Origin of the sequence: Psychromonas aquimarina ATCC BAA-1526 (assembly GCF_000428725.1) — a bacterium.
Classification (GTDB): Bacteria; Pseudomonadota; Gammaproteobacteria; order Enterobacterales; family Psychromonadaceae; genus Psychromonas; species Psychromonas aquimarina.
Window position 1 is genome coordinate 158,570 of sequence record NZ_AUAM01000008.1, and the last position, 22,123, is coordinate 180,692.

Below are 22,123 nucleotides of genomic sequence, written 5' to 3' on the forward strand. Positions count from 1 at the left end.
TGTTGCTGAGCTCGTTGCATTATGGTGCTATTGGCTCTGAGATTATCGACAAACCAATTTGGGAATGACGGGGGAGTACCTGATAAGTTAGTCTAAGGGGCGAATTTAACGTTATCATTAGAAATCTACTAAGAACTGATGTAAAATTCACAGTTTTTAATTAGGATTAATTATGTTTATCCCTGTGATTATGGCCGGAGGATCGGGGTCTCGGTTGTGGCCTTTATCTCGTTTGAAATTTCCAAAGCAGTTTTTAGCATTGGATAATCAAAACGATTTAACAATGTTACAAGCAACATTAGACAGAATTCATGGATTAGAAGCCTCTGATCCTATTATTATCTCAAATGAAGAACACCGCTTTATTGTTGCAGAACAAATTCGAAATTATGGTGATAAATCAAGAATTATATTAGAGCCTGCCGGTCGAAATACTGCTCCTGCTATAGCGTTAGCTGCTTTTGAAGCGATTGCTCATGGTGAAGATCCTATTTTATTAATACTTGCCGCCGACCATGTGGTTTCTGATAAAGTTGCATTTCAACGTTCGATCACTCAAGCATTAGAGCTCGCCTCTACGAACGAATTGGTGACTTTCGGTATCGTACCAACAGCTCCAGAAACCGGATACGGCTATATCCACCGCGGTGATATTACTGGTGATAAAGGCTATAGAGTTAAAGGGTTTGTGGAAAAACCAAATTTAGAAACAGCTGAAGAATATCTTAAATCAGAAGAATATTATTGGAACAGCGGTTGTTTTATGTTTAAAGCAAGCGTTTTTCTAAATGAACTGAAGCGGTTATCTCCAGAAATATATGAGTCCTGTGCTAAAGCAGTAGAGAAAAGCACAACTGATCTTGATTTTATACGTGTATCAAAAGATGAGTTTTTAAAGTGTCCGGATGATTCTGTTGATTACGCAGTCATGGAAAAAACAACGAAAGCAGTTGTTGTGCCAATGGACGCCGGCTGGAGTGACGTAGGTTCATGGTCTGCATTATGGGAAGTATCAGAGAAAGATAATAATCAAAATGTATATCATGGAGACGCTATTTTAAAAGGGACAACCGGCTGTTTAATTCATGCTCCGAATAAGCTAGTCGCTGCTGTTGGCTTAAAAGATATAATTGTTGTTGAAACAAAAGATGCGGTTTTAGTTGCAGATAAATCTAAAGTTCAAGAAGTCAAAAAAATCGTTGAACACCTGAAATTAGAAAATAGAACCGAATTTAAAGATCATCGAGAAGTATATAGTCCTTGGGGGATATCTGATGCCATTGATAAAGGTGACCGATATAAAGTCAATTTGATCACAGTAAAGCCAGGAAAAGAGCAGTCCGTTCAAATGCATTATCATCGTGCAGAACATTGGGTAGTCGTTTCAGGAACTGCAAAAGTGACAAAAGGTGAGGATGTCTTTCTTCTGACAGAAAATCAATCCACTTATATTCCTATCGGTGTTGCTCATAAAATCGAAAACCCAGGTAAAGTAGATCTTGAACTGATCGAAGTTCAGTCGGGCAGCTACCTTCACAATGATGATATTGTCAGATTATAGAAAGAGATAATAAATGAATAGATTAACGTGTTTTAAAGCATACGATATCCGAGGTAAGTTAGGCTCTGAATTAAATGATGGTATTGCATATCGGATCGGACGTGCCTATGGTGAATTCTTGGTTAAAGATGATAAGAAAGACAAAACAGTTGTTGTTGGCGGTGATGTTCGCTTAACTAGTGATGAGTTAAAAACGGCTCTTTCTAATGGTTTAAGAGATGCAGGGATTAATGTATTCGATATTGGTTTAAGTGGAACTGAAGAAATTTACTTTGCTACTTTTCACTTACAAGTTGATGGTGGCGTAGAAGTAACGGCTAGTCATAATCCGATGGATTATAACGGCATGAAACTAGTGCGTGAAGATGCAAGACCAATTAGTGGCGATACAGGGTTAAGAGAAATCCAGCTTTCAGCTGAGAAAAATGATTTTGCTAAACCTGCATTGGTGCGTGGTGAATATAAAAAGGTTGATATTTTAAGTGATTATGTAGAACACTTAATGGGATATATCAATCCAAAAAGTATTAAACCTTTAAAGTTAGTTATTAACTCTGGCAATGGTGCAGCAGGTCATGTAATTGACGTACTTGAAGAAAAATTTAAGGCATTAAATATACCTCTAGAGTTGATAAAAGTTCACAATGAGCCCGATGGAAACTTCCCTAATGGTATTCCAAACCCTCTTTTACCAGAGTGTCGAGAAGATACTGCATCTGCTGTTCGAGAGTATAAGGCTGATATGGGAATTGCTTTCGATGGTGATTTCGATCGTTGTTTCTTATTTGATGAAAAAGGCGATTTCATAGAAGGTTATTATATCGTAGGTCTTTTAGCGGAAGCTTTCTTAAAGAAAGAATCAGGTGCTAAAATTATTCATGATCCACGCTTATCATGGAATACAATCGATATAGTTGAGCAGTCTGATGGAAAACCTGTTATGTCCAAAACCGGTCATGCATTTATAAAAGAACGAATGCGCTTAGAAGATGCGGTTTATGGCGGAGAAATGAGTGCGCATCATTATTTTCGTGATTTTGCTTATTGTGATTCAGGTATGATTCCATGGCTGCTTGTTTCTGAACTTATGTCTGTTTCTGAATTAAAGCTTTCAGAAATGGTTGAAGCTCGTATCGCCGCATATCCATCTTCTGGTGAAATTAATAATAAGCTGGATGATCCTCAAACCGCTATTCAACGAGTCAGGTCGTTTTATGAAAAAGATGCTTTAGTGATAGATGAAACTGATGGTATTACTTTAGAATTTAGTGAATGGCGCTTTAATTTGCGCTCATCGAATACAGAGCCTGTAGTTCGTTTGAACGTTGAGTCTCGTGCTGATGTAGCTTTAATGGAAGATAAAACAGCCGCGCTCCTAGCTCTTTTGTGTGCACAATAAATGATCTAAGCTTTGCTGTTAAGTATATAGGGGTTTCCCGGCTTTATATGAAAGGCTGCAAAGCTAAATTTCCCCTCTCGTTATTATTTTCTATTTTAAAGGTATTATTTAAATGAAAAGAGTATTCCTCCCGCTTTGGGCGTATCGATATTTTATACTTTCATCAATTAAAACTGAATTTCGCTCTCGTTTTGCGCGAAGTAAACTTGGTGGATTATGGATGGTATTGCATCCTTTAGCGCTGGTGCTTATTTATGCACTGATTCTTTCTCAAATTATGACGGCTAAACTGCCGGAAGTAGCAACTCAATATGCTTATCCTGTTTACATCCTTTCAGGAATAGTTGGGTGGATGTTGTTCTCAGAAATATTAGGCCGCTCTCTAACGGTGTTCATAGATAATGGTAATTTACTTAAAAAGATGTCATTTCCTAAGCTTGCACTTCCGTTGATAATAATCGGAAGCGGGTTAGTTAATTTCTTGCTGCTGTTCATTACCATGTTTGTTGTTTTTGGTTTTTTAGGCCACCTTCCTTTTCATATGCTTCATTGGATCCCATTGCTAGTTTTAATTACCTTAGGTTTGGCTGCAGGAATAGGCTTGTTTTTTGGGGTTTTAAACGTGTTTATGCGAGATATAGGGCAGGTTATGAACATTGCTTTACAATTTTGGTTCTGGTTAACGCCTATCGTGTATATGGCTTCAATTGTACCTGAAAAACACCATTGGCTACTGATGTTAAACCCTATGACAGGGGTAACGATGGGGTTTCAACACGTATTGCTATACGATAAAGCACCAGATGCTAGTTTACTTGTGTACCCAAGTGTATTTGCCATCGTAAGCTTGAGCTTGGCTATGGTTATTTTTAAGAAAGCAAGCGAAGAGATGGCGGATGTTTTATGAGTAATGTTTTAGAAGTTAAAAATGTAAGTAAATCTTTCAAAGACTACCGCTCTGAATCTCAGCGTATATTGTCTTGGTTTGGTTTGAAATCTAAGCCTATTCAGGAACATCAGATTTTAAAACATATTAATTTATCTCTTTCTCCGGGTGAGGCTGTTGGTCTTGTCGGGCAAAATGGTGCTGGTAAAAGTACGCTTTTAAAAATTATTACGGGTACCCTTAAACCATCTCAAGGTAGTGTTCATATCGCTGGCCGTATCTCAGCTATTTTAGAACTTGGCATGGGCTTTCATCCTGACCTGACTGGCCGTCAAAATGTTTATCACTCAGCTGGATTAATGGGCTTTACTCAAGCGCAGATTGACGCTGTTATTGATGAACTTGAAGCTTTTGCTGAAATTGGTGAGTATTTTGACCAGCCTGTTCGTACCTACTCCAGTGGTATGCAGATGCGTGTTGCTTTTGGTGTAGTCACTGCTTACCGCCCCGAAATTCTGATCGTAGATGAAGCACTTTCTGTTGGTGATGCCTATTTCCAGCACAAAAGCTTAAACCGTATACGGGAGTTTCAAGAACAGGGCACAACGCTGCTTCTAGTTTCACATGATCGTGCTTCTATTCAGGCTATCTGTGACAGAGCAATTTTGCTTGAGAAAGGGGCGGTTATTAAAGATGGAAACCCCGAAGAGGTGATGGACTTTTATAATGCTTTAATTGCAGAAAAAGAAAACAGTACTGTCACGCAGACAGTTAAAGAAGATGGCAAAGTGGAAACCGTTTCCGGCACAAATGAAGCAACCGTCGAAGAAATTGGGCTTTATAATACCAAAGGTGAAATGGTTGAATTTGTTGGAGTTGGTGATGCGCTTGAATTACGTATAAAAGTAAAAATCCACCAAGACATCGAATCATTGGTTCTTGGTTACGGTATAAAAGATCGACTGGGGCAAGTTATGTACGGCACAAATACATGGCACACAAAACAAGTGATTGAAAGTCCAGTAGCTGGAAATGTCTATGAGTTTATAGCCTCCTTTCCTGCAAATTTAGGGCCCGGAAGTTATTCTATTCAGACTGCATTGACCGATCAAGATACTCACTTAACGAAAAATTATGAATGGCGTGATTTAACCTTGGTTTTCAATGTAGTGAATTCATCAAAACAAGTATTTGCCGGATCAGTTTGGCTAGATCAAAAAATAGAGGTAAAACATGTCTCATAAAAGTTTTTATAGGGCATTCGAGGATAAATTTAGAGGCTCGAGAGCATTAATAAAAAATAGAATAAAAATATATTTGCCATTTATTCTGAAATTGAAAGAATTATACCCTGATTCTTCTGCTTTAGATATTGGTTGCGGTAGAGGTGAATGGCTTGAATTGCTTAAAGATAATGGTATTTCTGCTCAAGGTATAGATCTTGATAGTGGTATGCTTGATGCTTGCCTTGAGCTTGGCCTTGACGTCATACAAGACAATGGAATTCAATACCTAAAAGAACAGAATGATAACAGTATAGCAATAGTTAGTGCATTTCATGTTGTAGAGCATATAAGTTTTGATGATCTTCAGGTGCTAGTTGAAGAGTCGCTTCGAGTCCTAAAGCCAGGTGGAATTCTAATATTAGAAACGCCAAATCCAGAAAATATTAAAGTTGCGACAGAAAAATTCTATCTAGATCCTACTCATATTAAATCAATACCTTCTGAGTTATTGTCTTTTATATCTGAATTTCATGGTTTTATACGGACTAAGGTTGTGAAGTTAAATGAACCAAAAGAGTTGGTGAATCAAAACTGTGCAAGTTTAATGGATGTATTAGGAGGTACTAGTCCAGATTATGCTGTTGTTGCACAAAAAGAAGCAGATAGTGATATTTTAAAGCATTTCGATAATGTTTTCAGCCAGGATTTTGGGATATCTTTAGTATCACTCGCTGCTAAATTTGAACGTCGTTTATTAAATGTAGAAGCTAAAACTGCTGAGACAGAAGCAAAGGCAAATGTGGCAGAAGCAAAGGCAAATGTGGCAGAAGCAAAGGCAAATGTGGCAGAAGCAAAGGCAAATGCGGCAGAAGCAAAGGCAAATGTGGCAGAAGCAAAGGCAAATGCTACAGAAGCAAAGGCAAATGCTGCAGAAGTAGAAATGAGTCATATTTTACAGTCTCGTTCTTGGCGCTTCACAAAGCCATTACGGTGGTTTGGACTGCAAGTACGGTTGATAGGAGCTCTCGGTTTTAGAGCTAGATTTAAGTCTTTTCTAGTAAAAGTTATTCGTTTTTTTATTTCAGGGGCAATCAGGTTTGTAAGTACGCGGCCAAAACTAAAAGCTGTCATCTGGAGTCTTATAAAAAGAAGCTCTAGGCTGGAGCTGTTTACTAGAAAATTTCATTTGGATAATTCCAGTAAACATGAAATATGTAATGCTACCTTTTTAACCGAGAGAGGGAAGAGAATACTAAACGACATAAAGGGGGAGAAATAATCATGAAAATTTTAATAGATCTGCAGTCATGTCAAAGTCCTAGTCACATGAGAGGTATAGGTAGGTATTCATTAGATTTAGCCCTAGAAATGATTACAATTGGTAGTGGTAAGCACGATTTTCATATATTACTAAACTCCAGTTTAAGTGAAACGATCTTATCTTTACGTGCTCAGTTTGAACCTCTTGTCGGGAGGAGAAATATTCACATATTTGGTGGTGTTACTGGTGTGTCTGGTATTGAAAATAATATTGAACTTACACAATGTGCTGAAATAATTAGAGAGTTCCATATTAAACTTATTGACCCTGACTTTGTTCATATTAGTAGTTTTTTTGAGGGGCTGGATAATAACTCAGTCACGAATATTCCAGAGAGGGGGAGTATTCCAACGGCCGTGACTCTATATGACCTTATTCCGCTGATCAATGAAAGTGACTACCTTGAGTCTCCTTTACTGAAAGCTTGGTATTATAGGAAAATTGAACAATTTAAACGAGCAGATCTTTTCTTTTCTATTTCAGAGAGTGCAAAAAAGGAATGCCTAGAGTATTTAAATATTGATGAGAAAAAGGTGTTTAATATATCATCTTCAGTTTCTAATGCTTTCTTAAATATTGATATTACAGAAACTGAATCCAATAATATTTTAGATAATTTAAATATTATCGGCAAGTATGTATTATATACAGCGAATCTTGATACAAGGAAGAATATCACGGGTTTGTTTAAAGCATATTCACTCGTTGATAAGGAAATCAGGGACACATTAAAACTAGTTATTGTTTCTCACATCGATGAAGAGCGAAGGCTAATTATTGAAGCTGAAGCAGCTAAGGCTGGGCTTCATCAAGGTGAGCTGATTCTTACTGGGCACGTGTCAAATAAAGAGCTAATAGTACTATACAAGCGATGTAGTTTGTTTGTTTTCCCTTCTCTACATGAAGGTTTCGGTTTACCGTGTTTAGAGGCTATGGTCTGTGGGGCTGCTGTTGTAGGATCAAACACTACAAGTATCCCTGAAGTTATTGGACTGGAGGATGCTATGTTTAATCCTCTAGACCCAGTTGAAATGGCGGCTCTTATCGAAAAAGCACTTGTAGATAACGAGTATTATGAGTTGTTGCTTAATAATTCTAAACAAAGAGTTAAGATGTTCTCTTGGACTACAACAGCTAAGAAAGTACTTGAGAGGATGGAATCTTTTACAGTTTCAGAAAAACTAGAAGTTTCTAAAGAAAGTAAATATAAGCAATGCATTGATAGCATTTCCGATAAAATATCAAAGTTATCAAAGAGTGAACTAAAAAAAATTGCAAACTGTATCGATCTATCAATGCCTAAGGAGAGGCCAGAACTACTTATAGATATAACTGCATTAGCAGAAAGTGATGCTAAGACTGGGATTCAAAGAGTAGTCAAGTCTATAATAGAGAAATGGTTTGATTTAAGCTTGTCGCATCAAATTAGATTAGTGTACCTTGCATCTGATGGTCATTATTACTATGCGTTTGATTATGAAAGTAAATATGCTAATAATCAAAATAGAGATAAAGGCTATGTATTGCCGACTTCTGGTGATGTTTTTATAGGGTTAGACCTTGTCGCTCACGCCGCTTCTGTTACCGGTGAAATATATAAAAAGTGGCGTGAATTTGGTGTCTTCATTTGTATTGTTGTTTATGACATATTGCCAATAAGAATGCCGGAATTTTTTCACTCAGGAATAAAAGATGCTTTCCCTTTATGGGGGAGTATGATAATTGAAAGAGCAGATAAGCTGCTTTGTATATCTGAGTCAGTTGCGAATGATCTAGAAGAATTCATATCTTCTTCAGCAGTCGAACGTTTACTTCCTTATACAATTGAGCATTTTCATTTAGGAGCTGATTTTACAACACCAAAAAATGTTGTAACTGAGAGTGTCGCGACAGAATTGGAAGGGCTAGATTTATCTAAGACCTTTTTAATGGTTGGTACAATTGAGCCAAGAAAAGGTCATGAGCAAGTTGTCAACGCATTTGAAACTTTATTCGCATCACGTAAAGATTATACGTTACTAATAGTTGGTAAAGAGGGGTGGAATACAGAGTGCTTAGTTAAAAAGCTTAAATCACATAATGCAAATACATCAAATGTCAGGTGGTTGAGTAATTGCTCTGACGATACACTACAGTATCTCTATCATAACTGTTGTGCATTGATAGCCGCATCATATGGTGAGGGATTTGGTTTGCCATTGATTGAAGCTGCGCAACAGAATATCCCCGTTATTGCTCGAGATATTCCTGTGTTCCGTGAGGTCGCCGGCGACTATGCGTATTATTTTGATAATGATAACAGGGTAGATGTTATAGCCACTACGATAAGAAATTGGTTGGAATTATATGAGAAAGATGAACATCCAAAATCAGATAACATGCCATGGCTGACTTGGGAAGAAAGTTCAGAACAACTACTGAGATGTCTAAATATTAACTAATTCAGTTGTTAATTTCCACACAACCTAAATTAGCTTTAATTGAAGCTAATTTAGGACTGTCGCTTTTTGTTCGAGATATTGGCTTTTTTAAAGAAGTGCGGGTGATAATGCCTTTTATTTTGATAGTGATAAGTAAATTAAACCGAAGAGAATAGAGTGGGGATGAATATAATAAACAACCTAAAAATGAAGGTTTAATCGTTTGCTAGGTTATGGAGTCAATTTGGTATCGAAATATCATATAAAGTTCAACCAAGCCTTGTTGGCTTGGCGCAGGCATTCATTATGGCGGAGAGTTTATTGGCGACGATAATGTTCGTTTAGTGCTAGAGGGTGGTGAAACTTACAAAGCTATTTCTCTCGAAGAGCAACCCGAAATAGCAAAATCTGACTTTGCTGTCACAGCATTATATTTTTTACGATAACGATGTGATTGAAATAGTGGAAAATATTAAACCGTCAGAATGCGGTGAGTTAGAAATTACCAGCGGTAATAACGAAAACTTAAAATGTGGTGATTTAAATATCGAATTATTGGATCGTGATTTCACTTGGGTAGATACAGGCACTTACGATAGCTTGATGGATGCTGGATAATATGTGAAAACTATCGAGAAACAACAAGGCTTTAAGATTGCCTGCCTGAAGAGATAGGCTTCTGTCAGGGCTGGTTGTCCATGGAACAAATAAAGCGATTGCCAAACCATTGATTAAAAATTGTTATGGCAGTATTTATTAGATTTAGTTAAATTAAATTAGAGATATGATGAAACATACAACAGCAGATATCCAAAGTGAGAATATTGGTGAAAATACAAATGTTTGGCAGTTTGTAGTGATTTTACCTGAAGCGATTATAGGTAAAAACTGTAATATTTCTTCTCATTGTTTTATTGAAAACAAGGTCTTCATTGGCGATAACGTTACCGTTAAATCAAGCGTACAGTTATGGGATGGTATTGTTTTAGAAAATGATGTTTTTATTGGGCCGAATGTAACATTTACAAATGATAAATATCCACGTTCAAAATCATACTCTGATTCTTCTCCTAAAACATTTGTAAAATCAGGGGCATCTATCGGTGCCGGTGCAACAGTTTTACCTGAAATTACGATTGGTTCAAAAGCAATAGTTGGTGCAGGAGCAGTTGTTACAAGAAGTGTGCCAGATAATGCTATCGTAGTTGGTAATCCTGCTCATATTGTTGGCTATGTCTCAACGGAGAATAATAAGAAAACATCTGCGTTATCTGTTAAAACCGAGCCAGAACTTATCAAAGTTAAAGGCGTGACACTGCATGAATTCCCACTTATTCATGATTTACGCGGCAACCTAACTGTAGGGGAATTTAATAAAGAAATTCCTTTCTCACCTAAAAGATATTTTGCAGTGTTTGATGTGCCGAGCAAAGACGTTCGTGGAGAGCACGCACATAAAGAGTGCCATCAATTTTTAGTCTGTATTAAGGGAAGTTGCCATGTGATGGCGGATGATGGTAAACAAAGACAAGAGTTCATATTAGACGAGCCGAATAAAGGGATATATTTACCGCCTATGGTGTGGGGGGTTCAATATAGATATTCTGCTGATGCGGTTTTAATGGTTTTTGCTTCAGATCACTATGATCCAGATGACTACATTAGAAATTACAATGAATTTATGGAGAGTGTGAATAATGAAGCTTGAACAAATAGGTAAAACAATAAAATTTAGACTCGTTGAAATAAGTGATGCTGAATTTATCAATTCTTTAAGAGTTGATGGGAAATATAATAAATATTTATCAAAAGTAACCGGAAGTGTTAAAGATCAAAAAGAATGGATAAAAAAATATAAAGAAAAAGAAAAATCAGGCATTGAATATTATTTTATTATTGAAAAAATTGCAGATAAAACCCCAATCGGGACCGTAAGGTTATATGACTTTGCAAGTGTAAAGGGATCCTTTTCATGGGGTAGTTGGATACTTAATGAAAATAAAACAAGATTATCTGCTGTTGAAAGTGCGATGTTAGTTTATGAGTTAGCATTCAGAACACTTCAATTTTCTAAGTGTCATTTTGAAGTAAGAAAAGAAAATAAAGGTGTTATAACATTCCACAAAAAAATGGGCGCTCAAATTATTGAAGAAAATGAAATTGAATACTTTTTTAATTTAAATAAAAAAAACTATATAAATTTTTACAATGAAAAAAAACATTTTATTGAGTAACTTATGATTCCATTCTTAGATTTAAAAAAAATTAATGCGCAATATCAAACTGAATTAAAAGAAGCATGTGCAAGAGTCATTGATTCTGGTTGGTATGTATTAGGCAATGAAGTTGTTGAATTTGAAAAAGAATTCGCCACTTATTGTGAAACAAAATATTGCCTAGGGGTCGCTAACGGCTTGGATGCATTAGTACTGATTCTGCGAGCCTATATTGAACTTGGTGTGATACAAAAAGGGGATGAAGTGATTGTTCCCTCGAATACCTATATTGCCTCTATTTTAGCTATTTCTGAAAATGGCTTAACGCCGGTATTAGTTGAGCCTGATATTAACACCTTCAACTTAGCTCCAAAGTTAATCGAACAGGCTGTCACTAAAAAGACCAAAGCGATTTTAACCGTGCACCTGTATGGCCAAGTAACTGCGATGGATGAAATCAATACCATTGCTAAAAAGCATAATTTGAAAGTTATTGAAGATTGCGCTCAAGCGCATGGTGCTTTGTATACTGAGAAAGAAGGCCATAGTCGAAAAGTTGGTTGTTTGGGTGATGCCGCTGGTTTTAGTTTTTATCCAGGTAAAAATTTAGGCGCTTTAGGCGATGGCGGTGCGGTCACAACTAATGATAGCGAGTTGGCAAAAACGATCACTGCTTTGCGTAACTATGGCTCCCATGAAAAGTACAAAAACCAATATAAAGGTATGAACAGCCGATTAGATGAAATACAAGCAGCAATGTTACGCGTTAAGTTACGTTATTTAGATAAAGAGACAAGCGCACGTCAGGCTGTAGCCCTGGCGTATTTAAAGGGGATTAATAACCCGCTGATTGAGTTGCCCGTTGTTGAAGACGTAAATGCCCATGTCTGGCATCTGTTTGTGATTAAAACGACCCAGCGTGAAAAGTTAGCTGATTATCTAACTGCGAATGGGGTGCAGTCATTAATTCATTATCCTATTCCTCCGCATAAGCAAGGTGCTTATAAGGAGTGGGGTAATGATGTATTTGACGTGAGTGAAAAGCTACATATGGAAGTATTGTCATTACCAATTAGTCCTGTTATGACGATGAATGAAGTAGGGTATATTGTAAATGAAATTAATAAGTGGTCGCTATGAAATACTCAGTAATTATACCTGTTTATAAAAATGAAGAATCTATATCGAGATTATTAGATGTGTTAACTGATATGAATTCTAAACTTCATGGCAATATGGAAGCTGTATTTGTAGTCGATGGTAGCCCGGATAAATCGTATGAAATGATTCTTCAGCGTTTAGAAAGTTTGGATTTTTCGGCTCAGTTAATTGCTCATTCTAGAAATTTTGGCTCATTTTCGGCCATTCGTACGGGCTTGTCAGTAGCCAAAGGCAGTTACTTTGGTGTAATGGCCGCTGATTTACAGGAACCACCGGAATTGCTACTTGAGTTTTTTAATATCTTAAAAGATGATGGCCATGATGTTGTTATTGGTACTCGCTCTTCAAGAGCTGACACTTTATCATCTAAAATTTCATCAGGTATATTTTGGGGGATATATCGACGTTTAGTTGTAAAGGATATGCCCAGTGGTGGAGTTGACATCTTCGGTTGCAATAATATTTTCCGAAAAGAACTGTTAAGACTTGATGAATCAAGATCATCTTTAATTGCATTGATCTTTTGGCTTGGATTTAGGAGAAAACTAGTCTCTTATGAAAGACTTGAGCGACTAGAGGGGGCATCTTCATGGACATTTAGGAAAAAGGTGGACTATATGATGGATAGTATTTTTGCATTTACCGATTTCCCTATCAGGATGCTAACAAATATAGGAGCGATTGGAAGTGTTCTGGCCTTCGTTTTTGCGATTGTAGTTCTGACTGCACGATTAATGGGACTTATTGAGGTATCTGGTTATGCCACTACAATAATTGTAATTTTATCATTTGGCACATTAAATCTGTTTGGCTTAGGTTTGGTGGGAACTTATGCTTGGAGAGCTTATGAGAATAGTAAAGGGCGCCCCTTATCTATAATTATAAGTAAGAAGACAAATCGCTAAGTGTACGGTAAAATTGTAATAAATATGAATATAAAGCTAAAAAAACATTGGGTCATGTATATTGTTATGGGGCTCACTAATACCGGGGGGAGTTACTTAGTTTATTTGTTACTCAATATTATTTTATCGTATCAATTGGCTTTTATGCTCTCATATATATTTGGAATAATTCTATCTTTTATATTAAATTCAAAGTTTGTGTTTAATGTAGAACTGTCTTTTAAAAAATTAGTTATTTATCCACTTGTTTACCTTTTCCAGTATGCTAGTTCAGCTTTTTTACTCGAGTTATTGATTCAGTTTTTTAATGTAAGTGAGCAAATTGCCCCTCTTTTAATAACTGCAGTAATGCTACCTTTCACTTATTTTGTCACTAAGATCATTCTGACAAAGAGTTATAGTCAGTAGGTATAAATTTATGGAAATTGAAATGAGAACAGATTTCACCCCACCAACATTAAAGGATATTATATTAAAAGAGTATGTCGTTCTATTACTTGGTTGTATTTTTGTAACACTAGTAGCTTGTACCCTTTTTCAAGGAATTCGTGATTTCTTGCCATTTAATTTGTCGATACCTTATATATATGCTGGTGATGGGTTAGGTTACTCGTGGCAAATTAAGCGTATCATGGAGGGATGGATATTTTCTAACGAGCGAAGTGGTTTCCCATTTGGTTCGGATTTTTACGATTATCCCGGAGTTGATGCGGGAAACTATTTGGTAATAAAATTTATTAGTTTGTTTTTTTCTGAATACCCAGCTGTATTTAACCTATATATTTTAATGAGCTTTCCAGCCGTTTTTCTTTCATCATATATAGTTTCAAGGTTGTTTTCCTTACGATGTATTCTCGCTTTTTCAATTTCCGTTATTTTTACTTTTTCCGCCTTTCATATGCTTCGGATAGATCACTTATTTTATATTTGGTATTTCTGTGTGCCGATATTTATATATATATCATACAGGATCTATTCAAATGAAAGCTTGATGCCTTCAAGTGTTTTTGGAAAGATAGTTACTATTCTAATGCTCATGTTTATTTCATCATTCGGTGTTTATTATACATTGTTTGGTGTCATTGCATTATTTGTATCTTTCATATTGTCTGTATTTAAGCATAGTTATAAAGTGAAATTTGTAGAATATGGGTTAATTATTTTTGTTGTGATAACTACTGTTATGGTTAATTTGATTCCTAATATATATCACCAAAGTCAATATGGAAGTAATCCAGAAGTTGCAGAACGAGCAAAATATGAGTCTGAGGTATATGGATTTAAGTTTATGCAATTAATTTTACCAAGACCTGGGCATCGTATTGATCTTTTTGCAAGAGTAAACGAATCCTATAGTAGCAGTACCCCGCTAGTTAATGAAAATATGACATCAAGTTTGGGTATCCTTGGTTCCTTAGGGTTATTGGTTATTGGGTTTAGTTTAGTAATTGTGCTTGCGGGGCGTCCTATCGATGTACGACTTAGCTTGTTAATTAGTTTAACGCTTTTGTTTTATTTGTTTGGAACCATAGGTGGAGCAGGGAGTTTATTTGCGTGGGTTATCTCTGCATCTATTCGAGGATGGAACCGAATTAGTATTTTTATCTCATTTACTACTATTCTAGCCTTATTTATAGTACTACAATTTTATTTTGATAAAAGTAGATGGTTTTTTAAGTCTCGTTTATACACTGTCTGTGGGGGCGGAGCGATATCGTTATTAACAGTGCTGGCCATCTTAGACCAGACTACTTCAGCTAATATAAAAGCTATCGAACTTCAGCAGCAAAGGTTTGAATATGATAATAGTTTTGTCAAAAATATTGAAGCCATTTTACCTGCCAAGTCCTCAATTTATCAGCTTCCCTATATACAATTCCCTGAAGCAGCTCCACCTTATGGTTTACATACCTACGACTTAGCCACTGGTTTTTTGCATTCACAGCAATTAAACTGGAGTTATGCGGGAATGAAAGGTCGGGAAGGTGACTTATTTTACAGAGCCCTTTCGGAAGCAAAACTCTCATACCAGATAGATGTTATAAGGAAATTAGGGTTTGCTGGCATATATATTGACAGCCGAGGGTTTAAGGATGGAGGTAGAAAAATTATCTCAGAGATTACGGAGTTATTGGGTGAGCCTAGGCTTGTACGCAAAGATAATATGGCATATTTTTTTAAGCTTTCAGATTCATCAGTTGATACGCTAACAGACTTAACTACAAAGGAAATAATTGAATCGTTAGGTTATATCGGTTATAGATATGAAGCAAACCTTCTGAGTGGTTTCGAATTTTCTAACCCGGGGCTACCATCATTTTTAAGAGATATCTCTGGACTTTCTCAACGGGAAGATTGGGGGCGTTGGTCAGATAGTCAGGATGGAGATTTTGTTCACCTTTCTTTTATTGACGTTTTGCCGAATAAGTTTCAGCTTGTTTTAAAGGGAGTAGGCTTCGGGCCTAATATAGGTGAACTTTTAAAAATTAAAGTGGGTAATTTGATACATGAGGTAAAAATTATTGCAGGTACAAATATTTATCATATTAATTTTGTTCAGGATAACGTTAAATTAAATGATATCGAAATATATATACCAACCCCAGTTTCACCATTTGAATTAGGGCTCGGAAATGATCATCGTCAATTAGGCTTTGGATTTGTTTCTTTAAAGATTATTGAGGTAAAATAGCTGCTTTATTTAACGGTCTACATAATTTGGGATAAAACTATGCCTCATTTACTTACTTTAAGCCGTTCAGGTTTGACATTTTAGAGTTTCCCATAAACAATCGGGCTTTGATGAAAGGTATAATATATACAGGATGAATAAAACAATGAAAACAGCAGTAATAACAGGAATTACAGGTCAGGATGCCGCATATCTAGCGGAGTTACTTCTTGATAAAGGTTACAAAGTATATGGTACGTATCGCCGTACTAGTTCTGTTAACTTTTGGCGGATTGAAGAGCTGGGTATTAAAGATAATGCTAATCTTGAGTTAATTGAATATGATTTGACTGATTTAAGCTCTAGTATCCGTTTACTTGAAACAGCCAAGCCAGATGAAGTTTATAACTTAGCCGCACAAAGTTTTGTAGGTGTTTCTTTTGATCAACCTATCACAACAGCTGAAATTACAGGTTTAGGACCAGTTAATCTGCTTGAAGCGATTCGTATTGTTAATCCTAAAATTCGTTTTTATCAAGCCTCTACTTCAGAAATGTTTGGCGAAGTTCAAGAGATTCCGCAAAAAGAATCTACGCCATTTTATCCACGCAGCCCTTACGGTGTAGCAAAACTTTATGCACACTGGATGGTAATTAACTACCGTGAGTCTTACGATATTTTTGCAACGAGTGGTATTTTATTTAACCATGAATCACCTCTTCGTGGTCAAGAGTTTGTAACCCGTAAAATTACAGATACAGTTGCTAAAATAAAACTAGGTAAGCAAGACCTTCTTGAGCTGGGCAATATGGAAGCGAAACGAGACTGGGGTTTTGCAAAAGATTATGTTGAAGGTATGTGGCGCATGCTTCAAGTTGAAAAAGCAGATACTTTCGTATTAGCGACAAACCGAACTGAAACGGTTCGTGATTTTGTTACTATGGCATTCAAAGCCGCTGATATCGAGCTTGAGTGGAGTGGTTCAGAGGAAAGTGAAACTGCTGCTGATAAAGCAACGGGGAAAATAGTTGTTAAGGTGAACCCTAAATTCTATCGCCCGGCAGAAGTTGAGCTGCTAATCGGTAACCCTCAAAAAGCTAAAGATATTCTTGGCTGGGAACCGAAAACCACATTGGAAGAACTTTGTTCTATGATGGTTAAAGCTGATTTACGCCGTAACAAGCAAGGTTTTTCATTCTAAGAATGAGTTAATCTTTAGTTATACTAATAAATTGCGATAGCGGGCATTTAATTAACCTTATTGAGTAATTAAATGGTCGCTATTTTTTTATATTAAATTCGATAGGTTCGGGTACTTTATGAAAAAAATTTTAGTGACAGGAATTGATGGTTTCACAGGTCGATATGTAGCAGAAGAGCTTAGCCGCCGGGGGTATGATGTTATCGGTCTTGTATATGCAAACCCTATTGTCGGGCAAGTAGCCTGTGATTTAACTGATAAGGAAGCCGTGAAGCGTTGTATCGACTCTGTTAAGCCCGATGCACTGATTCACCTTGCCGCTTTATCTTTTGTTGGTCATGAAGATCAAAAAGCATTCTATGATGTTAATGTATTCGGAAGTTTGAATATTCTTGAAGCTATATTTGAGCTTGGTTTAGATGTCTCAAAAATTATTTTGGCGAGTAGTGCGAATATTTATGGAAATCCAGATGTTCCTAAAATTAATGAAGGGCAGGAAGCGTCACCAGTCAATCATTATGCAATGAGTAAGTTGGCGATGGAACATATGGTTAAGCTTTGGTTTGCTAAGCTTCCGATTATAGTGACTCGTCCCTTTAATTATACAGGTATAGGGCAGCAGGATAACTTTCTGATCCCTAAGATTGTTAGCCATTTCTGCAAGCATAAACCGGAGATTGAGTTGGGTAATATCGATGTATCGCGAGATTTCAGTGATGTAAGAGATATTGCAAAAAGTTATGTTGATTTATTGGAGTCGGATGTTAAATCTGAAGTTTTTAATCTATGTTCAGGTAATGTGCACTCATTATCAACAATTATTAAAAAAATGGAAGATATTGCCGGCTACTCAATCAATGTGAAGATTAATCCTGATTTTGTTAGAGCTAACGAAATAAAAATATTAGGTGGGGATAATAGCAAATTATTCAATATGACTGGTTCAAAACCCTCTATTTCAATCGATCAAACATTATTTGATATGTTCCATGCAAATTAAGCTTCTGATTAACCTAAACCCATTGCGCAAGCCTTTAACTGGGATTGGCTATTATACTAAAAATGTTATTGCTGAGCTGTTAAAACGGGATGTAATCTTGGTTGGTTTGCAAAATGGTCATCTATTTGAAAAATCGGATATAGAGCAGCTGCTTTCCTCTTTTGAATCTAAAAGTCAAAATGAGGATTCTGTACAATTTACTCTGAAAAAAACATTAATTAATATAGTGAGGTCTGTACCCGGTATTTATTCTATTAAACACCTTCTAGTTAATTTTCGAGCTAAAAAATATTTGCGACAGCTAGCTAGTGAGGGGTATGTGTATTTTGAGCCAAGTTTCGTTCCAATGCCGTTTGATGGTCAGGTTGTCACAACGGTACACGATCTTTCATTTATTACCTACCCTGAATTCCACCCTAAAGAAAGAGTTACTTTTTTAACCAAAAAAGTAAAATCAGCGGTCACGGTTTCTACGCATGTGATGGTTGATTCTGATTATATTCGAGATGAATTGCTTCAAAATTATGAAAAAGCAGAAGGTGCGGTTTCTACAGTGTACCTTGGCGCTGATGATTCATTTCAACCTTATTCTGTTTTTGATTGTTCACAAATCCTTTCTCATTTTGAGATTAAGTATAAAGGCTTTATTCTGAGTGTTGCTACGCTTGAACCAAGAAAAAATTTGCCGCGTTTAGTTAGTGCGTATAGGGCTCTGCCTGATAAACTAAAAGAACTGTACCCGCTTGTTTTGGTTGGCGATCCTGGATGGAAGAATAATGAACTATTTGAGCAAAACCAAGATTTGTTAAAATCTAAGCAGCTCATTATAACTGGTTATGTTGCTGACGATGACCTTAAGCGTTTATATGCGAGTGCCAAACTGTTCGCTTATCCGTCACTTTATGAAGGTTTCGGTTTACCAGTTTTGGAAGCGATGGCCTCGGGGGCTGTGGTTATGACATCAAATATTGGAGCAACGGCAGAGGTTGCTGGGAATTCTGCTTTATTGATTGCGCCTGATTCTATTAAATCAATGAGAGATGGAATGTCGTCTATTTTAACCGATGATCAATTAATAGCTTCATTAGAGTCTAGTTCTATTGAAAGAGCGAAGCTTTTTAGTTGGAAAAAATGTGTTGACGACATATTAACTATTGTACAACACCTATAGTAAGGCGCCTCAAGTATGCTTTAATTGTTAAGCAGATTTTTGTATAGTTTTAAATAATTATCTGCATATTGTGTAATTGTGAAATTATTATCGTATCTTATCTTTGCTTGTTTTCCCAGTTTTATGGCTAATTGGGGTTGACTGTTAATTTTTATCATTGCATCTGATAAGCTTTTTGGATTAGCCGGCTCAACAACTAAGCCTGTTTCATTATTAATATTGACGTAAGAAGAGCCGGTCCCAATTTCACAGCTAATAATTGGCCGGCTATATAGTTGCGCCTCTAATAATGAAATACCAAAAGCTTCAGAGCGCAAATGAGATGGAAATATGAATGATTTTGATAGTTGATGTAGTGCAACCTTGTCATTTTCTTCAATGAAACCAACCATCTTCACGTTCGTTAGCTTGTGTTTATCTATATATCTTTTAAGGCTCTCTCTTTCTGGCCCATCGCCAGCAATAACAACCGGTAGTCGATTGATATTTGCAGCTTCAAGTAAATATTTGAGTCCTTTGTAATAGCGTAATACACCAATAAATAAGAAGAAACCTTCTCCGACCTGTTTTTTCCATTTCTTATATAAGCTGTCACTGATAATAGGGTAGGATTTTTCATCTATCGCTAAAGGAATGACTTCTACTTTATTTTTATACTTAGTTAAGTTTTTACTTGAATTTGCGTACTGTGGTGAGCTGGCAATTATCTTGTGGACACGAGAAAAGAAAATTTGTTCAAGCGGCCAGTAGAGAAGTTTGAGAAATTTTTGTTTTACTATGTCCGATTGATAGCTGACAATGGATGGTTTATTCGGGGCGATTAGGCTTAATAGATCAGCTGTAGGCCATGGATATTGATAGTGGATAATGTCTGTATTTAGACTAAGTTCTCTAAATTTTTTGAATAATCGTATTGAAAAGCCATTTGAAGAAATCTCAAGGTCTTTTTTTACCACGATTATTTTAGTGCCCTCGAAGCTGTATTCTTTATTTTCATCGCCGAGAGTTAGGATTGTACTTTCAACATTATGCTTATTACACCCTTTACAGATAAATCTAATCGCTTGCTCTAGCCCGCCTTTAGTTTCAGGGTAACAGGTGCGATAAACATGTAATACTTTCATAATATTTTAGTCTCAAGTTTTTGTGTATATATCCAACAGGCACATTAAGCAATATTTGTTGAACAGTTGGAATATCAGTTTATGGCAAGCCATATCAAGTTGAGTTAGGGGGGCTATTTCGTCCCAGTTCAACTTTTCCATTTTCAGTTATTATTTTCGGATGTAAAGTGTTCTCAAGACAATCCACTATGTGAAGGTCTTCATAAAGTAATTCTTCTTGACTTAATCCACTTTAATGTTGTCTTTTCATTAGACTCTTGTGCTCCCAATAAATGGGCTCTTCATTTTGCTAACTCATGAGTTTTACAGGTTAACCATATCTAAAACAAAATATCCCCCATTTTTGACCATCGCGCTTGTTTGAGTCACTAATTGGGCGATTTCTGGCATCTGCATGAAATAATGCTGATGTATGGAGCGGTAACGAGACCACATTTTGTTTTCGCTTTGCCATTAATATTTTTTGATTGGATGAGTTTGTATGGCCCAATGATACTCTATATGTTTTTTGAGAAAGCTAAGTATTATAAAGGCTGGTGATTTTATTAACTAGGGTTGATTTGTACAAAGAGGCTATTATCACTACTGAACATTAAATTAATGAGGCAAATATTAACAATGAATCTTTTTATAACAGGTAACAATGGCTTGCAGGTAAAGATTTAAGCGAATTGGCTGTCAAAAAAAACAGTACATTGAGTATAGAAAATGCTCTTGCAGTGTTTTGGTGGGGCGAATAAATTAAGCTCTATCTGCTTATTTAAATCAATTATAAATGAAATTCAGAGGTAATAATTATATGACCATTTTAGTCACTGGCGGTGCGGGTTACATTGGCTCCCATACTGTTTTAGAGCTATTAGAAGCCGGACAGGAGGTTGTTATTGTCGACAACCTTTGCAATTCATCACAGGAGTCTTTGAATCGTGTTGCTAAGATTACAAACAAAACTTGTGCTTTTTACCAGGGGAATATTTTAGATAAAACCTTCTTGGATTCAGTTTTTGCTAAGCATGAGATTCAAAGTGTTATTCACTTTGCTGGGCTAAAAGCCGTTGGCGAGTCCGTTGCTCATCCGGTTTCTTACTATCAGAATAATGTCCAGGGTACATTAACCTTATTAGATGCGATGGCGGATGCCGGCGTATTTAATTTGGTATTCAGCTCTTCTGCAACGGTTTACGGCGATCCGGCCAGTTTACCTATCCGTGAAGATTTTCCTGTTGGCGGCACGACTAACCCTTACGGTACATCTAAGCTGATGGTTGAGATGGTACTGCAGGATGTTGCTAAATCCGATCCGCGCTGGTCATTTGCCATCCTTCGTTACTTTAATCCAGTAGGCGCGCATATCTCCGGGTTGATTGGTGAAGATCCAAACGGTATTCCAAATAATTTACTGCCCTATATCGCACAAGTTGCTGTGGGCAAATTAAAAGAACTGGCTGTTTTTGGTGATGATTATAAGACTAAGGACGGTACCGGTGTACGCGATTATATTCATGTTGTTGATTTGGCACTTGGTCATTTAAAAGCATTAAATAAAATAAACTCTTCAACAGGAGTTCATATTTATAACCTTGGTACTGGTAATGGTTACTCGGTACTGGAGATGGTCAAGGCGTTTGAGAAAGCCTGCGGTAAAGAAATTGCCTACAGGCTGTCACCTCGACGAGAAGGTGATATTGCCGCTTGTTATGCTGCTCCTGATAAAGCCTCTACTGAGCTGAACTGGCAGGCTAAGCGCGGATTAGAAGAGATGATGCAGGATACCTGGCGCTGGCAGTCTAATAACCCTAATGGTTATGTTGACTGATAAGTTCTTGCCGGGCTATTAAAATTATCAAAGCCGCTTTTGCAG

18 protein-coding genes are annotated in these 22,123 nt (G+C 36.6%); 17 read left to right on the forward strand and 1 reads right to left on the reverse strand.

From position 1 onward, the window contains the following. The first annotated feature begins 172 nt into the window (after positions 1 to 172). From G337_RS0101850 to G337_RS0101925, 16 genes are all read left to right on the forward strand, one after another. Positions 173 to 1,561 (forward strand): mannose-1-phosphate guanylyltransferase/mannose-6-phosphate isomerase, encoded by a 1,389-nt coding sequence (locus tag G337_RS0101850; RefSeq protein ID WP_037026888.1) that lies wholly within the window; start codon positions 173 to 175, stop codon positions 1,559 to 1,561. A 13-nt stretch (positions 1,562 to 1,574) separates the two neighbouring features. Next, the gene (gene cpsG, locus G337_RS0101855; protein ID WP_028862364.1) at positions 1,575 to 2,960 is read left to right on the forward strand and encodes a phosphomannomutase CpsG; all 1,386 of its coding nucleotides are present in this window, start codon (positions 1,575 to 1,577) and stop codon (positions 2,958 to 2,960) included. 112 nt (positions 2,961 to 3,072) lie between these two features. After that, positions 3,073 to 3,867 (forward strand): ABC transporter permease, encoded by a 795-nt coding sequence (locus G337_RS0101860; protein WP_028862365.1) that lies wholly within the window; start codon positions 3,073 to 3,075, stop codon positions 3,865 to 3,867. After that, positions 3,864 to 5,090, forward strand: a complete 1,227-nt coding sequence (locus G337_RS0101865) for an ABC transporter ATP-binding protein (protein WP_028862366.1) — start codon at positions 3,864 to 3,866, stop codon at positions 5,088 to 5,090. The genes G337_RS0101860 and G337_RS0101865 overlap by 4 nt, the downstream gene beginning before the upstream one ends. Continuing rightward, a complete protein-coding gene (locus G337_RS27495) occupies positions 5,080 to 6,351 on the forward strand; it encodes a class I SAM-dependent methyltransferase (protein WP_051302885.1) in 1,272 nt (423 codons plus the stop codon). The genes G337_RS0101865 and G337_RS27495 overlap by 11 nt, the downstream gene beginning before the upstream one ends. 2 nt (positions 6,352 to 6,353) lie before the next feature. After that, on the forward strand, positions 6,354 to 8,834 hold the full coding sequence (locus G337_RS0101875; RefSeq protein ID WP_028862367.1) for a glycosyltransferase family 4 protein: 2,481 nt from the start codon (positions 6,354 to 6,356) through the stop codon (positions 8,832 to 8,834). Between the two features lie 393 nt (positions 8,835 to 9,227). Then, the gene (locus G337_RS29505; RefSeq protein WP_028862368.1) at positions 9,228 to 9,431 is read left to right on the forward strand and encodes a sugar phosphate nucleotidyltransferase; all 204 of its coding nucleotides are present in this window, start codon (positions 9,228 to 9,230) and stop codon (positions 9,429 to 9,431) included. Between the two features lie 169 nt (positions 9,432 to 9,600). Further along, positions 9,601 to 10,521 carry a WxcM-like domain-containing protein gene (locus tag G337_RS29400; RefSeq protein WP_028862369.1) on the forward strand — a complete coding sequence of 307 codons (921 nt, stop codon included), beginning with the start codon at positions 9,601 to 9,603 and terminating at the stop codon, positions 10,519 to 10,521. Continuing rightward, entirely contained in the window at positions 10,511 to 11,047 is a 537-nt protein-coding gene (locus tag G337_RS25365) for a GNAT family N-acetyltransferase (protein WP_051302886.1), read from the forward strand. Before G337_RS29400 ends, G337_RS25365 begins: the two co-directional genes overlap by 11 nt. Positions 11,048 to 11,050: 3 nt before the next feature. Next, positions 11,051 to 12,169, forward strand: a complete 1,119-nt coding sequence (locus G337_RS0101895) for a DegT/DnrJ/EryC1/StrS family aminotransferase (RefSeq protein ID WP_028862370.1) — start codon at positions 11,051 to 11,053, stop codon at positions 12,167 to 12,169. Beyond that, on the forward strand, positions 12,166 to 13,095 hold the full coding sequence (locus G337_RS0101900; RefSeq protein ID WP_028862371.1) for a glycosyltransferase family 2 protein: 930 nt from the start codon (positions 12,166 to 12,168) through the stop codon (positions 13,093 to 13,095). Before G337_RS0101895 ends, G337_RS0101900 begins: the two co-directional genes overlap by 4 nt. Positions 13,096 to 13,161: 66 nt before the next feature. Then, positions 13,162 to 13,503, forward strand: coding sequence for a GtrA family protein (locus tag G337_RS29510; protein WP_425414420.1), 342 nt, complete (start codon positions 13,162 to 13,164; stop codon positions 13,501 to 13,503). Positions 13,504 to 13,513: 10 nt separating this feature from the next. Beyond that, the gene (locus G337_RS0101910) at positions 13,514 to 15,787 is read left to right on the forward strand and encodes a DUF7024 domain-containing protein (RefSeq protein ID WP_051302887.1); all 2,274 of its coding nucleotides are present in this window, start codon (positions 13,514 to 13,516) and stop codon (positions 15,785 to 15,787) included. A 145-nt stretch (positions 15,788 to 15,932) separates the two neighbouring features. Beyond that, positions 15,933 to 16,967, forward strand: coding sequence for a GDP-mannose 4,6-dehydratase (gene gmd / locus G337_RS0101915; RefSeq protein ID WP_028862374.1), 1,035 nt, complete (start codon positions 15,933 to 15,935; stop codon positions 16,965 to 16,967). Between the two features lie 118 nt (positions 16,968 to 17,085). Then, on the forward strand, positions 17,086 to 17,967 hold the full coding sequence (locus tag G337_RS0101920; protein WP_028862375.1) for a GDP-mannose 4,6-dehydratase: 882 nt from the start codon (positions 17,086 to 17,088) through the stop codon (positions 17,965 to 17,967). Continuing rightward, a complete protein-coding gene (locus G337_RS0101925) occupies positions 17,957 to 19,138 on the forward strand; it encodes a glycosyltransferase family 4 protein (RefSeq protein ID WP_037026895.1) in 1,182 nt (393 codons plus the stop codon). The genes G337_RS0101920 and G337_RS0101925 overlap by 11 nt, the downstream gene beginning before the upstream one ends. A gap of 20 nt (positions 19,139 to 19,158) precedes the next feature. Here G337_RS0101925 and G337_RS0101930 read toward each other — a convergent pair whose 3' ends face one another. After that, positions 19,159 to 20,262 carry a glycosyltransferase gene (locus G337_RS0101930; protein WP_028862377.1) on the reverse strand — a complete coding sequence of 368 codons (1,104 nt, stop codon included), beginning with the start codon at positions 20,260 to 20,262 and terminating at the stop codon, positions 19,159 to 19,161. A 799-nt stretch (positions 20,263 to 21,061) separates the two neighbouring features. On the opposite strand from G337_RS0101930, the gene galE reads away from it, so the two are divergent. Beyond that, positions 21,062 to 22,078, forward strand: coding sequence for a UDP-glucose 4-epimerase GalE (galE, locus tag G337_RS0101935; RefSeq protein ID WP_028862378.1), 1,017 nt, complete (start codon positions 21,062 to 21,064; stop codon positions 22,076 to 22,078). Positions 22,079 to 22,123 lie beyond the last annotated feature (45 nt).